Origin of the sequence: Reyranella aquatilis (assembly GCF_020880995.1) — a bacterium.
GTDB classification, from domain to species: Bacteria; Pseudomonadota; Alphaproteobacteria; order Reyranellales; family Reyranellaceae; genus Reyranella; species Reyranella aquatilis.
Genome location: NZ_JAJISD010000001.1, coordinates 844,065 through 856,798, shown reverse-complemented (window position 1 = coordinate 856,798; position 12,734 = coordinate 844,065). Strand labels below are relative to the sequence as shown.

The following is a 12,734-nucleotide window of genomic DNA, read 5'->3' as shown; positions in this document are numbered from 1 at the left end:
ATGCGCGATCCCGCCCGCATCCTCGTCGTCGACGATGTTCCCGACAATGTCGAGATCCTTCGGATGCGTCTCGAAAGCCTGGGTTATGAGATCGTGACGGCGGCGGACGGCGAGCAGGGGCTCGCGATGGCGCATGAGGCGCAGCCGGACCTGATTCTGCTCGACGTCATGATGCCGGGGATCGACGGGCTGGAGGTGGTACGCCGGCTCAAGGCCGATCGCAGCCTGCCGTTCATCCCGGTCATCATGGTCACCGCCAGGACCACGCCGAAGGACGTCGTCGCCGGCCTCGAAGCGGGCGGTGACGACTATCTCGCCAAGCCGGTCGACCATGCGGCGCTGATCGTTCGGGTGCGGGCAATGCTGCGCATCAAGGCGCTCCATGACGAAATCCAGGAGATGAACCGCCAGCTGGAGGCGAAGGTGGCTGCGCAGGTCGACGAGCTCCAGCGCGTCGGTCGTCTGCGCGGCTTCCTGGCGCCGCAGCTCGCACAGGCGATCGTGTCTTCGGGCGACGAGAAGATCCTGGAGAATCACCGACGCGAGGTCGTGGCGATGTTCTGCGACCTTCGCGGCTTCACTTCCTTTTCCGAGACCGCGGAGCCCGAGGACATCATGGCTGTCCTCGCCGAGTATCACGGCGCGGTGGGGCCGCTGATCCGCAAGTATGAAGGCACGCTCGACCGTTTCACGGGCGACGGCATGCTCGTGTTCTTCAACGATCCGCTTCCCTGCGAGGACGCACCCGATCGTGCCGCACGGCTGGCCATAGAGATGCGTGACGCCGTGGCATCGCTCGTGCCGCGCTGGCAGAAGCGGGGGCACCGGCTGGGTCTCGGCATCGGCATGGCGCAAGGCTATGCCACGCTGGGCCGTATCGGTTTCGAGGATCGCTTCGACTACACCGCCATCGGCGCGGTGATCAACCTGGCGGCACGGCTGTGCGCGGAGGCAAGCGACGGCGAGGTGCTGGTGAGTGGCCGGCTCGCGGCTGCCATCGAGGCGATCTCCGAGGTCGAGGATCTTGGCGAACGGCAACTCCGAGGCATGGCGCGACCGGCGTCGGTCGCGAGACTGCGCGGGGTCAGGATCGTCCCGGAAATGGGTGCGCGGGAGTAGGTGATGAAGCGGCGTATTCTGTTGGCGGCGCTCGCGGCTTCGGCAAGCCTCACCGCACATGCTGCGGCCCAGCCGGCCCAGAGAGTGTGGCGGCTCGGCATGCTGATGCCGGACACGGCTCCGGCGCTGAAGCGCGACATCGATATCTTCCAGGCGGCGCTGCGAGACCTCGGCTACGTCGAAGGGCGCAATATCGCGTTCGAGTACAGGTACACCGATGGCAACGCCGAGCGGCTGCCGGTGATGGCGCGCCAGCTCGTGGAGCGCCCGGTGGACTTGATCGTGACCTATACATCCGGTGCGTCGGTCGCCCGCCAGTTCACAGACCGGATTCCGATCGTGCAGGTGGCTGGCCCGGATCCCGTGGCAGTCGGCATCGCCAGGAGCATTGCGAAGCCGGGCGGCAACGTGACGGGGCTCACGATCTTCGTCGCGGAAATCATGGCCAAGCGGCTGGAGTTGCTGCGAGAAGTCGATCCGGCCGTGCGCCGGGTAGGCGTACTCCTCTACAAGTCCCATCCGGCGAATCCACCAATTTACGACAGGATGGGGGAAACGGCGGCTGCACTCGGTATCGAGCTGATGCCGATTGAGGTGCGCGGGGCGCCGGAATTCGCGGCCGCGTTCGCCGCCTGGCGGGACCGGAAGGCGCAGGCCGTGATCTCGCACGACCATTCTGTTTTCGCGCTGGGCGCCAATGCGCAGGAGCTCGCCGCCCTCGCCATCGGGCAGCGGATTCCGCTGGTGGGGGCCGTCGATCAGTGCCGCAACGGCGGGCTGATGTCCTACGGCGTGAACATCCAGGCGCTGTTCATGAGATCGGCCAGTTACGTCGACCGGATCCTGAGGGGGGCCTCGCCCGGCGATCTGCCGATCGAGCAGCCCTCTGAGTTCGTCTATGCCGTCAATCTCAAGACCGCGAAGGCCCTCGGCATCATCATCCCGCCCAGCATACTCGTGCGCGCCGACGAACTGATCGAGTAGGACGGGCTTACTGGGACGGGCGCTCAACGAAAACGGGCGCCCCGTAGGGCGCCCGTTCGAACTGAGAGGCGTCGAGCTGCCTTAGAGCTTGCCCATCGCGACGGCGGTGTCGGCCATGCGGTTGGAGAAGCCCCACTCGTTGTCGTACCAGCTCATGACGCGAACCAGCGTGCCTTCCATGACCTTGGTCTGGTCCATGTGGAAGGTCGAGGAGTGGCTGTCATGGTTGAAGTCGATCGAGACGTTGGGCTGGTCGGTCCAGCCGAGGATGCCCTTGAGCTGGTTGGCGGCGGCGCGCTTCACGGCCTCGTTGATCTCTTCCTTGGTCGTCTTCTTCTTGGCAACGAACTTGAAGTCGATGACCGAGACGTTCGGCGTGGGGACGCGGATCGAGACGCCGTCGAGCTTGCCGTTCAGTTCCGGCAGCACGAGGCCGACGGCCTTGGCGGCGCCGGTCGAGGTCGGGATCATCGACAGCGCCGCTGCGCGGCCGCGGTACATGTCCTTGTGCATCGTGTCGAGCGTCGGCTGGTCGCCGGTATAGGCATGGATGGTCGTCATGAAGCCGTGATCGATGCCGACCGCGTCGTTCAGGACCTTGGCGACCGGGGCCAGGCAGTTTGTCGTGCACGAGGCGTTCGAGACGACGATATGGTCCTTGGTGAGCTTTTCGTGGTTCACGCCGTAGACGACCGTGAGGTCGGCGTTGTCGGCCGGCGCGGAAACCAGCACGCGCTTGGCGCCGGCGGTCAGGTGGGCCGAGGCCTTGTCCTTCGAGGTGAAGATGCCGGTGCATTCGAGGGCGATGTCGACGCCCATCGCCTTGTGCGGCAGCTTCGAAGGATCGCGCTCGGCGGTGACCTTGATCGGGCCGCGGCCCACGTCGATCGTGTCGCCGGCGACCTTCACTTCGCCATTGAAGCGGCCGTGAACCGAGTCGAAGCGGAAGAGGTGGGCGTTGGTCTCGACCGGACCGAGGTCGTTGATCGCCACGACCTCGATGTCCTTGCGGCCCGATTCGATGATCGCGCGCAGAACATTGCGGCCGATGCGGCCGAAGCCGTTGATTGCAACACGAACAGCCATCTTCTTTCCCTCCGTTATTGCGCGAGCCTGCGCACCGCTTCAGCGATCGCCTCGGCCGTGATGCCGAAATGCTTATAGAGATCCGAGGCCTTGGCGGACGCGCCGAAGCCCTTCATGCCGACGAATGCGCCCTTCGAACCGAGCCAGCGCTCCCAGCCGAAGCCGGTCGCGGCCTCGCAGGCCACGCGGACTGTGCCGTCGCCGCCCATGACCTTGGTGCGATAACTGTCGTCCTGGGCCGCGAACAGCTCCCACGATGGCATCGACACCACGGCTGCCGCTTTGCCTTCCTGCGCCAGGAGATCGCGCGCCGCGAGGGCGAGCTGCACCTCCGAGCCCGATGCGATCAGGCGGATCGGTGCCGACTCGTCGCCGGCCAGGATGTAGGCACCCTTGGCGCACAGGTTCTCGTCGCCGGCGCCGCGCACGGTCGGCAGGTTCTGGCGCGTCAGCGCGAGAACGCTCGGTACGTGCTTGGCCTCCAGCGCGATCTGCCAGCATTCCGCCGTCTCGATGGCGTCGGCGGGACGAAGCACCTGAAGGTTGGGAATGGCGCGCAGGGCGGGGAGGTGCTCGACCGGCTGATGGGTCGGACCGTCCTCGCCGAGGCCGATCGAATCGTGCGTCATGACGTAGATCACCCGGACGCCCATCAGCGCCGAGAGGCGGATCGAGGGACGGCAGTAATCGGTGAACACCATGAAGGTGCCCCCATAGGGAATCACACCCCCATGCAGCGCCATCCCGTTCATGGCCGCGGCCATCGCGTGCTCGCGGATGCCGTAATAGATGTAGCGGCCGGCAGTATCGGTGCGCGAGGCGCCCTTGAGCGTGGCCGTCTTGGTGTTGTTGGAGCCGGTCAGGTCGGCCGAGCCGCCGATCGTGTCGGGCAGCACCGGGTTGATGACCTCGAGCGCCTCCTGGCTCGACTTGCGCGTGGCCCAGGACGGCTTGTCGCTGGCGAGCTTCGCCTTGAAGGCGGCGATCGCCTCGCCGACGGCCGGGGGCAGGTCGCCCTTCTGGCGGCGGTCGAACTCGGCGCGATCCTCGGGCGCCATGGCGGCGAGGTTCTTGTTCCACTTGCGGCGGGCGGACTTGCCGCGGGCGCCGATCTTGCGCCAGGCCGAGAAGATCGCCTCGGGGATGTCGAACGGGCCGTGGTTCCAGCCGAGCTTGGCGCGGGCGCCGGCGATCTCGTCCTTGCCCAGCGGCGAGCCGTGCGTGGCGGCGGTGCCGGCCTTGGTCGGGGCGCCGTAGCCGATCACCGTCTTGCAGGCGATCAGCGAGGGCTTGTCGGTGACGTTGCGCGCCTTGCGGATGGCGCGGGTGACGGCCTCGGCGTCGTGGCCATCGACCGAAAGCACGTGCCAGCCGGCGGCGGCGAAGCGCTTCTTGTGGTCTTCCGAGGTCGACAGCGAGGTCGGGCCGTCGATCGAGATGCCGTTGTCGTCGAACAGCACGATGAGGCGGCCGAGGCCCAGATGGCCGGCCAGGGTGATTGCTTCCTGGCCGACGCCCTCCATCAGGCAGCCGTCGCCGGCGATGACGTAGGTGAAGTGGTCGACGATATCGCGGCCGAACCGCTCGCTGAGCGCACGCTCGGCCAGCGCGAAGCCCACCGAGTTGCCGAGGCCCTGGCCGAGCGGGCCGGTCGTCGTCTCGATGCCGCTCGCATGGCCGTATTCGGGATGGCCCGCGGTGCGGGCGCCGAGCTGGCGGAACTTCTTCAGCTCGTCCAGGGTCATGTCGGCGTAGCCGGTGAGATGCAGCAGCGAATAGAGCAGCATCGAGCCGTGGCCGGCCGACAGGATGAAGCGGTCGCGATCGGGCCAGTTGGGCTCGGAGGCGTCGAACTTCAGGAACTTGGAGAACAGGACGGTGGCCACATCGGCCATGCCCATGGGCATGCCGGGATGCCCCGAATCCGCCTGCTGCACGGCGTCCATGGCCAAGGCCCTGATGGCGTTCGCCATGTCGCGCGGGGCAGCGGTCTGATCGGTCATTTTGGGCTTGTACCGTGTGGTTTTTCGAATGGCGCGCAACATGACGACCACCCATTGGCGCGTCAATGCGCAAAACCGGTGGGAAGGCCAACATATTGAGGTCTTTCAGCCGCTTCCGGGGCAAGATGTTGACCGCTCACAGGCACACCTCTTATCCTCGGTCGATGGAGCAGATTCAGCCGGTCTCTGAACGGCGATCCGCTGTCGGGGGAGCAATGTCCAGGGCAGCCACCGCAAAGGACCGTGTCGACAGCGCACTCAGCCGGCTCGAGTCGATGGTCGACGAGCGCCTGCGCATCGAACGGGAGCACTCGGAAGCCCTCGCCGCACGGCTCGCGAAGGTCGAAGCCGAGCATGAAGAGCTGAAGCGTGTGGCCGTGGAAGTCGAAGCCCGTCTCGAACGGGCGATGGAATACATCCGCTCGCTGCTCGCCGCCGATCAGTCCTGACACCCTGACGTCGGATTTACTCCCCAGCCCGGACGTGCGTGGCCGCTGCCGGCATGGCAAAGTGCATGTCCCCTCGGACGCCGGGTAAGGCGCAAAAAGCAGGAGAAGCGGAAAATGCCGCAAGTTTCGGTTCAGATCGCCGGCCGCACCTATGAACTCGCCTGTGGCGACGGCGAAGAAGCGCGCGTCCAGGAGTTGGCCGCGTACGTCGATGAGAAGGTGACGGATCTTCGTCGCCAGCTGCCGGGTACTCCCGAATTCAAGCTTCTCGTCTTCGCATCGCTTCTGCTGGCCGAGGAAAGCCGTGAAGCGCGCGGCGCCGCCAAGGCCGCGGAAACCGCGCGTGCGACCGCCACCGACAGCGCCGAGACGCTCGCCACCGCGCTCGAGGACCTGATTACGGCGCGTGTCGACAAGATGTCCAAGAAGGTGAGCGGCGCCGCCTGAAACGGAACGGCGGCGCGCATTGCGGTGGCCGGTCCGAGTGCTTAGATAGGGGTGGGGCGGATTTCTGCGCGGCGCGTAGTTCGCTTAAAACCCCGGGGCCAATAAGAACTCCTGGGAGTTGTACCTGGCCTTGACCCTGGTCTTGGCCACACGACGCCCACCTGCTTTTGCAGGCCTTGGTGGTTCTACGAATCACGGCCCATCGTGGAGCCGCCCCACTCGCTTTCCGGCAACCGCAGTATGACCCTGATCGACACCAAACGGGCCCTGCGTGCCGACATGGCGGCCAGGCGCCAAAGTCTCGGCGAATCGATGCGCCGCGCCGCCGCCGCCAGCCTGCGGGACCTGTTTTTCCTCGAAGCACCGATCCGCCTGCCGGCTGTGGTTTCCGGCTTCTGGCCGATCCGGGACGAGATCGACGTTCGTCCACTGATGGACGCCCTGGTCGACGCGGGCGCCCAGCTGGTACTGCCGGTCGTACAGGGCCGGGGGCAGCGTCTGTTGTTTCGTGCCTGGCGACCGGGCGAGCCGCTGGAGGCGGGCGTGTTCGGTACCTTGCAGCCGCCGGCTTCGTCGGAAACCCGCGAACCGGATGCGCTGCTCGTGCCGATGCTGGCCTGCGACGGCGAGGGGTGGCGGCTGGGCTATGGCGGCGGCTTCTACGATCGCACGCTCGCGGACCTGCGCAGCCGCCGCAGCGTGACGGCAATCGGCGTCGGGTTCGACCTGCAACTCGTGCCGGAGGTCCCGCATGGCGCCGACGACCAGCGGCTTGATTGGCTGTTGACCGACCGGCGCGCTTGCGCCTTTGTCTAGCGCATGAAGATCATGTTTTGCGGCGACATCGTCGGCCGCGCCGGCCGCGACGCGGTCGTCAAGGAAGTGCCCCGGCTGCGGCGCGAACTCGGGCTCGATTTCGTCGTGGTGAACGGCGAGAACGCGGCGGCCGGCTTCGGGATCACTGCAAAGATCTGTGCAGAGCTGCACGAGGCGGGCGTAGACTGCATCACCACCGGCAACCACGCCTGGGACCAGCGCGAGATCATCCCCTACATCGCGCAGGACAAACGTCTGTTGCGGCCGATCAATTTCCCGCCCGGCACGCCGGGGTGGGGCGCCAATCTGTTCCAGACCCCGCGTGGCCAGAAGGTCGTCGTGATCAATGTGATGTGCCGCCTGTTCATGGACGCGCTCGACGATCCTTTCCGGGCGCTCGACGCAGAACTCTCGAAGTACGCATTGGGGCGTGGGGCCCAGCTGATTCTGGTCGACGTCCATGGCGAGGCGACCAGCGAGAAGCAGTCGATCGGTCATTTCTGCGACGGCCGGGCCTCGGCGGTGCTGGGCAGCCACAGCCACGTGCCGACGGCCGATGGCTGGGTGCTGCCGGGCGGCACGGCCTACCAGACCGACGTCGGGATGTGCGGCGACTATGACAGCGTGATCGGCATGAAAAAGGAAGTCGCGATGCAGCGGTTCATCCGGAAAATGCCGGGTGAGCGGCTCTCGCCTGCTGAGGGCGAGGGGACTTTGTGCGCGGCGGTTGTCGAAACCGACGACCGAACGGGGCTGGCGAAGTCGATCCGCCCGGTCAGGGTGGGGGGGCGCCTGGCTCAGACCGCCTGATTTCCCGTATCTGGTATCCGGCACGCACCCTGCACACCTATTAGGAGTGGCTTGAAAAGCGTCGTTGACGGCCTGGGGAAAAACCGGCATCCTTTTGAAGTTAAAGAGTTTTTCGCCATCTTGGGCGAACGGTCTTCTAGGTTAGAGGGGGCGTCGGAATCAAGGTTCCGACGTTTTTTAGCGGGGGCTTCGGCCCCCGCCTTTTTTTGTCCCGATGGGCCGTTGGGACGTCTCTAGCCTGCCAAAACCCACGAGAAGTGGTATAGGCGGCTCTTCTCGTTACCTAATCTGGTTGTCGGCGATGGCGGGGCATTCCCAATTCAAGAACATCATGCACCGCAAGGGGCGTCAGGACGCCGTGCGGGCCAAGATCTTCACCAAGCTGATCCGCGAGATCACGACAGCCGCCCGGCTGGGCGCCGCCGATCCCGCCTCGAACCCGCGCCTGCGCGCCGCCGTGATCGCCGCCCGCGATGCCAACATGACCCGCGACACAATCGACCGCGCGATCAAGCGCGGTTCGGGACCGGACGCGGACGCGAACTACGACGAGGTGCGCTACGAGGGCTACGGCCCGGCGGGCGTCGCCGTGATCGTCGAGGCGCTGACCAACAACCGCAACCGTACCGCAGGCGAGGTCCGCTCGATCTTCTCCAAGCACGGCGGCAACCTGGGGGAGTCCAACAGCGTGTCGTTCATGTTTGACCGGCTGGGCGAGTTCCGCTTCCCGCTCAGCGTCGGCACGGCCGACGAGGTGATGGAGAAGGCGATTGAGGCCGGTGCCGACGACGTGGTGAGCGGCGAGGGTGAGGGCGCGGTCCACGAGATCTACTGCGCGCAGGACGATTTCAATCTGGTGCGCGAGGCGCTGGAGAAGTCGCTCGGGCAGCCCAGCGTCGCCAAGCTGACCTGGCGTCCGAAGACCGGGGCGCCGATCGAGGGTGAGACGGTGCAGACCCTGCTCGATCTGATCGCCGCGCTTGAAGACAACGACGACGTCCAGAATGTCTACGCCAACTTCGAGGTTTCGGACGACGCGCTCGCGAAGTTCGCGGCCTGAGCCGGGCGGGATGAGATTGATCGGCCTCGACCCCGGTCTGCGGTTGACCGGCTGGGGTGTGATCGAGGTCGAGGGCAATCGGCTGCGCCATGTGGCGCACGGTGTCGTGAAAGTCGCCACGTCGGGCACGCTGGCGGAGCGGCTGAGAGAGTTGTTCGACGGCGTCGCCGGCGTCATCGAAGCGCAGCGCCCGATCGAGGCCGCGGTCGAGGAGACCTTCGTGAACGTCAATCCCGGTTCGACCCTGAAGCTCGGCCAGGCGCGCGGCGTGGTCATGCTGGCGCCGGCGCGCGCGGGCCTCAAAGTATTCGAGTATTCCGCGAACCTGGTGAAGAAATCGGTGGTCGGCGCGGGCCACGCCGACAAGAATCAGATCGCCATGATGGTGAGCCGGCTGCTGCCCGGTGTCGATGCCAGGGCCGACGCGGCCGACGCCCTGGCCGTCGCCATCTGCCATGCCCATCACCGCGCCACGGCGCGGCGCATCGAGGCTGCCCTGTGATCGCCAAGCTGAAGGGGCTCGTCGACTCGGTCGACACCGACAGCGCCGTCATCGACGTGGGCGGCGTCGGCTATCTCGTGTCGGCGTCGGCGCGTACGCTGCGCGATCTGGCGGTCGGCGGGCAGGCCACCATGCTGGTCGAGACGATCGTGCGCGAGGACGCGATCTCTCTGTACGGCTTCCTGGACACCGCCGAGCGCGACTGGTTCCGCATCCTCACGACGGTGCAGGGCGTGGGAGCCCGCGTGGCCCTGTCGATCCTCTCGACCCTGTCGCCGGACGAGATCGCGCGCGCCATCGCCGCGCAGGACAAGGGCACGCTCTCGCGGCCGGCCGGTGTCGGTCCGAAGCTGGCCGCACGGCTCGCGACCGAACTGAAGGACAAGGCCGCCGCCTTCGGCATCGCGGCGGCGCCCGTGTCGGAAAGCAAGACGGGCGTGCCGGTCGCGGCTGCCGGTTCGATCAACGAGGACGCCATCTCCGCCCTCGTCAACCTTGGCTACAAGCGCGTCGAGGCCTTCGGCGCGGTCGCCCGCGTCACCCAGCGTCTCGGAGCCGAGGCCAAGCTCGACGCCGTGATCCGGGCGGGCCTGCAGGAGCTGGCGCGATGAACGCCGCCCCCGAGCGCCTGGTGACCGGCAAGCGCGCCGAGGAGGATGCCGCGGAACTCGCCCTGCGTCCGCAGACCCTCGACGATTTCATCGGCCAGAAGCAGGTCCGGGAGAACCTCAAGATCTTCATTGCCGCCGCCAAGGGGCGCGGCGAGGCGCTGGACCACGTGCTGCTGCATGGCCCGCCCGGCCTCGGCAAGACCACGATGGCCCAAATCGTTGCCCGCGAGATGGGCGTTGGATTCCGCGCGACCTCCGGCCCGGTGATCCAGAAGGCCGGCGATCTCGCGGCGCAGCTGACGAATCTACAGCCGCACGATGTGCTGTTCATCGACGAGATCCATCGTCTCAATCCTGCAATCGAGGAAGTTCTCTATCCCGCGATGGAGGACTTCCAGCTCGACCTGATGATCGGCGAGGGACCCGCTGCACGCTCGGTGCGCATCGAGCTGCCGCCGTTCACCCTGGTCGGGGCCACGACACGTTCGGGCTTGATGACGCGGCCGCTGCGCGAGCGCTTCGGCATCCCGCTGCGCATGATCTTCTATACGCCGGACGAACTCGAGACGATCGTGCAGCGCGCCGCACGTGTCCTGAAGATGTCACTGGCTCCGGACGGCAGCGCCGAGATCGCCAAACGCTCGCGCGGGACGCCCCGTGTCGCGAACCGGTTGCTGCGCCGGGTCCGGGATTTCGCCGCCGTCGCGGGAAATGCCGGTGTCGATGCCAGGATCGCCGATGCGGCCCTGACGCGCCTGGAGGTCGACGACCGCGGTCTCGACGCCATGGACCGCCGCTACCTCGCCTGCATCGCCGAGAATTACGGCGGCGGCCCCGTGGGCGCCGAGACGCTGGCGGCGGCGCTCGCGGAACAGCGCGACGTCATCGAAGACGTGATCGAGCCCTACCTGATGCAACTCGGGCTCTTGATGCGCACCCCGCGCGGCCGGTTGCTGTCGGAAGGCGGGTACCGCCATCTCGGCCTGTCGATTCCGAAGGGCCAGAAGCAGCAGCTCGATCTGCTGGTGGGCGGCGGCCCGGCGGAGGAGGCATGACCGCGGGGCCGACCTCGGGCCGCATCGACGCCGGCACCCACGTGCTGCCGCTGCGCGTCTACTATGAAGACACCGATGCCGCCGGCATCGTCTATTACGCGAACTGGCTGCGTTTTCTCGAGCGTGGCCGCACCGAACTCCTGCGGCTTCTTGGGCAGCAGCATACGGCACTGCGCGAGGAACGTGGCGTCAACTGGGTGGTGCGCCGCTGCGCCATCGACTACCTGAAGCCCGCCCGGCTGGACGATACGATCGAAATCGTCACGGCCTGCGGGGAATTGCGCGGCGCCTCGCTGGACATGCTCCAGCATGCGCGCCGCGGTGAAGAGATCCTGGTTCGAGCCGAACTCGTCGTCGCCTGCATGGGCGAGGGCGGTCGGCCTGTCCGATTGCCGCCGCTCGTGCGGACTGCCCTGGCCCAGGTTGCGGTGAGCGGTTCGCCCCGCTCACGCCATATTCGGATACAACCCTCTTGAACCAACGGAGAACATAAATGGACGCGTTTGCGCAGGTCGCCGGAGCCCCCCTCGGCGGCGGCACTGGGACTATCGACATGTCCGTATACGGCCTGTTCATGCAGGCCGACTGGGTGGTGAAAGCCATCATGATCCTTCTGCTGATGGCCTCTTTCTGGTCGTGGGCCATCATCTTCGAGAAGGTTCTCCGTCTCCGTTCGCTCAAGCGCAGCGCCCAGAGCTTCGAGGACACGTTCTGGTCGGGCGTCTCGCTCGAGGATCTCTATGACCGCGTCGGTGCGAAGCCCGACGATCCGATGTCGAGCATTTTCTCGGCCGCCATGCGCGAGTGGCGACGGTCGGTGTCCAAGGGGCTCGCCTCGAGCGCCACCGCGCGGGCGGCTTTGCGCCAGCGCATCGAGCAGGTGATGAGTGTCACCATCCAGCGCGAGATGGAGGCGATCGAGAAGCGGCTGGGCTTCCTCGCCACGGTAGGCGCCAATGCCACCTTCGTGGGCCTGTTCGGCACGGTATGGGGCATCATGAACAGCTTCAGCCATATCGCGCAGTCGAAGAACACGTCGCTGGCGGTGGTGGCGCCCGGCATCTCGGAAGCGCTGTTCGCCACCGCGATCGGCTTGGTCGCCGCCATTCCCGCCGCCGGCGCCTACAACATCCTGTCGGGGCAGGTGTCGCGCTACGCGCAGCAGCTCGAGGCGTTCGCGGGTGAATTCATCACGATCCTGTCGCGTCAGCTCGAGGAGCAGGTCTGATGTCGGGCATCATCCCGGCACCCGGCGCTAGCTCCGGCGGCAAGTTCAAGCGCCGCAGCTATACCCCCATTGCGGACATCAACGTGACGCCGTTGGTCGACGTCATGCTGGTGCTGCTGATCATCTTCATGGTGACGGCGCCGCTGCTGCAGGTCGGCGTGCCGGTCGACCTGCCGAAGACCAGCGCGCAACAGGTCGGCGGCAAGGACGAGCCCATGGTCGTCTCGGTCAATTCCCAGGGGGAGGTCTTCCTCGGCGAGACCAAGTATGACGTGGCCGAACTCGGCGCCAAGCTGAAGGCGATCCATGAGGAGAAGCCCGACCAGCGCGTGTTCATGCGCGGCGACAAGAGCGTCGACTACGGAAAGATGATGGAGGTCATGGGTGTCGTCATCGACAGCGGCTTCCGCCAGCTCGGCCTGCTGGGCGAGCAGGCGCAGGCGCTGGGACGTGGCGGCGGGACGGTGAGCCCGGCCGCGCCGGCGCAGCCCGCCGCGCCGCGAGCGCCCACGCCGCAACCCCAGGCGCCTGCTCAGCGGCGTTAGCACGGATCCGAAGCAGGCG

The 12,734-nt window shown here is 66.7% G+C and carries 15 protein-coding genes and 1 other RNA gene; 14 read left to right on the top strand and 2 right to left on the bottom strand.

The genetic code is table 11. The features are described 5' to 3' along the window. Positions 1–1,119, top strand: coding sequence for an adenylate/guanylate cyclase domain-containing protein (locus LJ725_RS04205; protein ID WP_230549353.1), 1,119 nt, complete (start codon positions 1–3; stop codon positions 1,117–1,119). A 3-nt stretch (positions 1,120–1,122) separates the two neighbouring features. Continuing rightward, positions 1,123–2,103, top strand: a complete 981-nt coding sequence (locus LJ725_RS04200; RefSeq protein ID WP_230549352.1) for an ABC transporter substrate-binding protein — start codon at positions 1,123–1,125, stop codon at positions 2,101–2,103. Positions 2,104–2,184: 81 nt separating this feature from the next. Here LJ725_RS04200 and gap read toward each other — a convergent pair whose 3' ends face one another. Then, entirely contained in the window at positions 2,185–3,189 is a 1,005-nt protein-coding gene (gene gap, locus LJ725_RS04195) for a type I glyceraldehyde-3-phosphate dehydrogenase (protein WP_230549351.1), read from the bottom strand. 14 nt (positions 3,190–3,203) lie between these two features. Next, positions 3,204–5,192 carry a transketolase gene (gene tkt / locus LJ725_RS04190; protein WP_230549350.1) on the bottom strand — a complete coding sequence of 663 codons (1,989 nt, stop codon included), beginning with the start codon at positions 5,190–5,192 and terminating at the stop codon, positions 3,204–3,206. Positions 5,193–5,407: 215 nt separating this feature from the next. Here tkt and LJ725_RS04185 point away from each other — a divergent pair, with 215 nt between their 5' ends. The 12 genes from LJ725_RS04185 to tolR all read left to right on the top strand — a co-directional run bounded on the left by LJ725_RS04185 (position 5,408) and on the right by tolR (position 12,715). Continuing rightward, on the top strand, positions 5,408–5,641 hold the full coding sequence (locus tag LJ725_RS04185; RefSeq protein ID WP_230549349.1) for a hypothetical protein: 234 nt from the start codon (positions 5,408–5,410) through the stop codon (positions 5,639–5,641). A gap of 114 nt (positions 5,642–5,755) precedes the next feature. Then, the gene (locus LJ725_RS04180) at positions 5,756–6,088 is read left to right on the top strand and encodes a cell division protein ZapA (RefSeq protein WP_230549348.1); all 333 of its coding nucleotides are present in this window, start codon (positions 5,756–5,758) and stop codon (positions 6,086–6,088) included. Positions 6,089–6,146: 58 nt separating this feature from the next. Continuing rightward, positions 6,147–6,303, top strand: a non-coding RNA gene (gene ssrS, locus LJ725_RS04175) — 6S RNA. A gap of 25 nt (positions 6,304–6,328) precedes the next feature. Continuing rightward, positions 6,329–6,904 (top strand): 5-formyltetrahydrofolate cyclo-ligase, encoded by a 576-nt coding sequence (locus tag LJ725_RS04170; protein ID WP_230549347.1) that lies wholly within the window; start codon positions 6,329–6,331, stop codon positions 6,902–6,904. 3 nt (positions 6,905–6,907) lie between these two features. Beyond that, positions 6,908–7,714, top strand: coding sequence for a TIGR00282 family metallophosphoesterase (locus LJ725_RS04165; RefSeq protein WP_230549346.1), 807 nt, complete (start codon positions 6,908–6,910; stop codon positions 7,712–7,714). A gap of 301 nt (positions 7,715–8,015) precedes the next feature. After that, entirely contained in the window at positions 8,016–8,774 is a 759-nt protein-coding gene (locus LJ725_RS04160) for a YebC/PmpR family DNA-binding transcriptional regulator (RefSeq protein ID WP_230549345.1), read from the top strand. Positions 8,775–8,784: 10 nt separating this feature from the next. Then, complete coding sequence (gene ruvC, locus LJ725_RS04155; RefSeq protein ID WP_230549344.1) at positions 8,785–9,276, top strand: crossover junction endodeoxyribonuclease RuvC; 492 nt, start codon at positions 8,785–8,787, stop codon at positions 9,274–9,276. Continuing rightward, positions 9,273–9,887: a Holliday junction branch migration protein RuvA gene (gene ruvA / locus LJ725_RS04150; protein WP_230549343.1), complete on the top strand. Its 615-nt coding sequence runs from the start codon at positions 9,273–9,275 to the stop codon at positions 9,885–9,887. The genes ruvC and ruvA overlap by 4 nt, the downstream gene beginning before the upstream one ends. Then, entirely contained in the window at positions 9,884–10,942 is a 1,059-nt protein-coding gene (gene ruvB / locus LJ725_RS04145; RefSeq protein ID WP_230549342.1) for a Holliday junction branch migration DNA helicase RuvB, read from the top strand. The genes ruvA and ruvB overlap by 4 nt, the downstream gene beginning before the upstream one ends. Then, positions 10,939–11,418, top strand: coding sequence for a tol-pal system-associated acyl-CoA thioesterase (ybgC, locus tag LJ725_RS04140; protein WP_289296536.1), 480 nt, complete (start codon positions 10,939–10,941; stop codon positions 11,416–11,418). Before ruvB ends, ybgC begins: the two co-directional genes overlap by 4 nt. A 17-nt stretch (positions 11,419–11,435) precedes the next feature. Further along, positions 11,436–12,170 carry a protein TolQ gene (tolQ, locus tag LJ725_RS04135; protein WP_230549341.1) on the top strand — a complete coding sequence of 245 codons (735 nt, stop codon included), beginning with the start codon at positions 11,436–11,438 and terminating at the stop codon, positions 12,168–12,170. Then, complete coding sequence (gene tolR / locus LJ725_RS04130) at positions 12,170–12,715, top strand: protein TolR (protein WP_230549340.1); 546 nt, start codon at positions 12,170–12,172, stop codon at positions 12,713–12,715. The genes tolQ and tolR overlap by 1 nt, the downstream gene beginning before the upstream one ends. The last annotated feature ends 19 nt before the right edge of the window (positions 12,716–12,734 follow it).

Coding starts and splice junctions, on each gene's coding strand:
- LJ725_RS04205 (WP_230549353.1), top strand. CDS start 1: ATGCGCGATCCCGCCCGCATCCTCGTCGTCGACGATGTTCCCGACAAT.
- LJ725_RS04200 (WP_230549352.1), top strand. CDS start 1,123: ATGAAGCGGCGTATTCTGTTGGCGGCGCTCGCGGCTTCGGCAAGCCTC.
- gap (WP_230549351.1), bottom strand. CDS start 3,189: ATGGCTGTTCGTGTTGCAATCAACGGCTTCGGCCGCATCGGCCGCAAT.
- tkt (WP_230549350.1), bottom strand. CDS start 5,192: ATGACCGATCAGACCGCTGCCCCGCGCGACATGGCGAACGCCATCAGG.
- LJ725_RS04185 (WP_230549349.1), top strand. CDS start 5,408: ATGTCCAGGGCAGCCACCGCAAAGGACCGTGTCGACAGCGCACTCAGC.
- LJ725_RS04180 (WP_230549348.1), top strand. CDS start 5,756: ATGCCGCAAGTTTCGGTTCAGATCGCCGGCCGCACCTATGAACTCGCC.
- LJ725_RS04170 (WP_230549347.1), top strand. CDS start 6,329: ATGACCCTGATCGACACCAAACGGGCCCTGCGTGCCGACATGGCGGCC.
- LJ725_RS04165 (WP_230549346.1), top strand. CDS start 6,908: ATGAAGATCATGTTTTGCGGCGACATCGTCGGCCGCGCCGGCCGCGAC.
- LJ725_RS04160 (WP_230549345.1), top strand. CDS start 8,016: ATGGCGGGGCATTCCCAATTCAAGAACATCATGCACCGCAAGGGGCGT.
- ruvC (WP_230549344.1), top strand. CDS start 8,785: ATGAGATTGATCGGCCTCGACCCCGGTCTGCGGTTGACCGGCTGGGGT.
- ruvB (WP_230549342.1), top strand. CDS start 9,884: ATGAACGCCGCCCCCGAGCGCCTGGTGACCGGCAAGCGCGCCGAGGAG.
- ybgC (WP_289296536.1), top strand. CDS start 10,939: ATGACCGCGGGGCCGACCTCGGGCCGCATCGACGCCGGCACCCACGTG.
- tolQ (WP_230549341.1), top strand. CDS start 11,436: ATGGACGCGTTTGCGCAGGTCGCCGGAGCCCCCCTCGGCGGCGGCACT.
- tolR (WP_230549340.1), top strand. CDS start 12,170: ATGTCGGGCATCATCCCGGCACCCGGCGCTAGCTCCGGCGGCAAGTTC.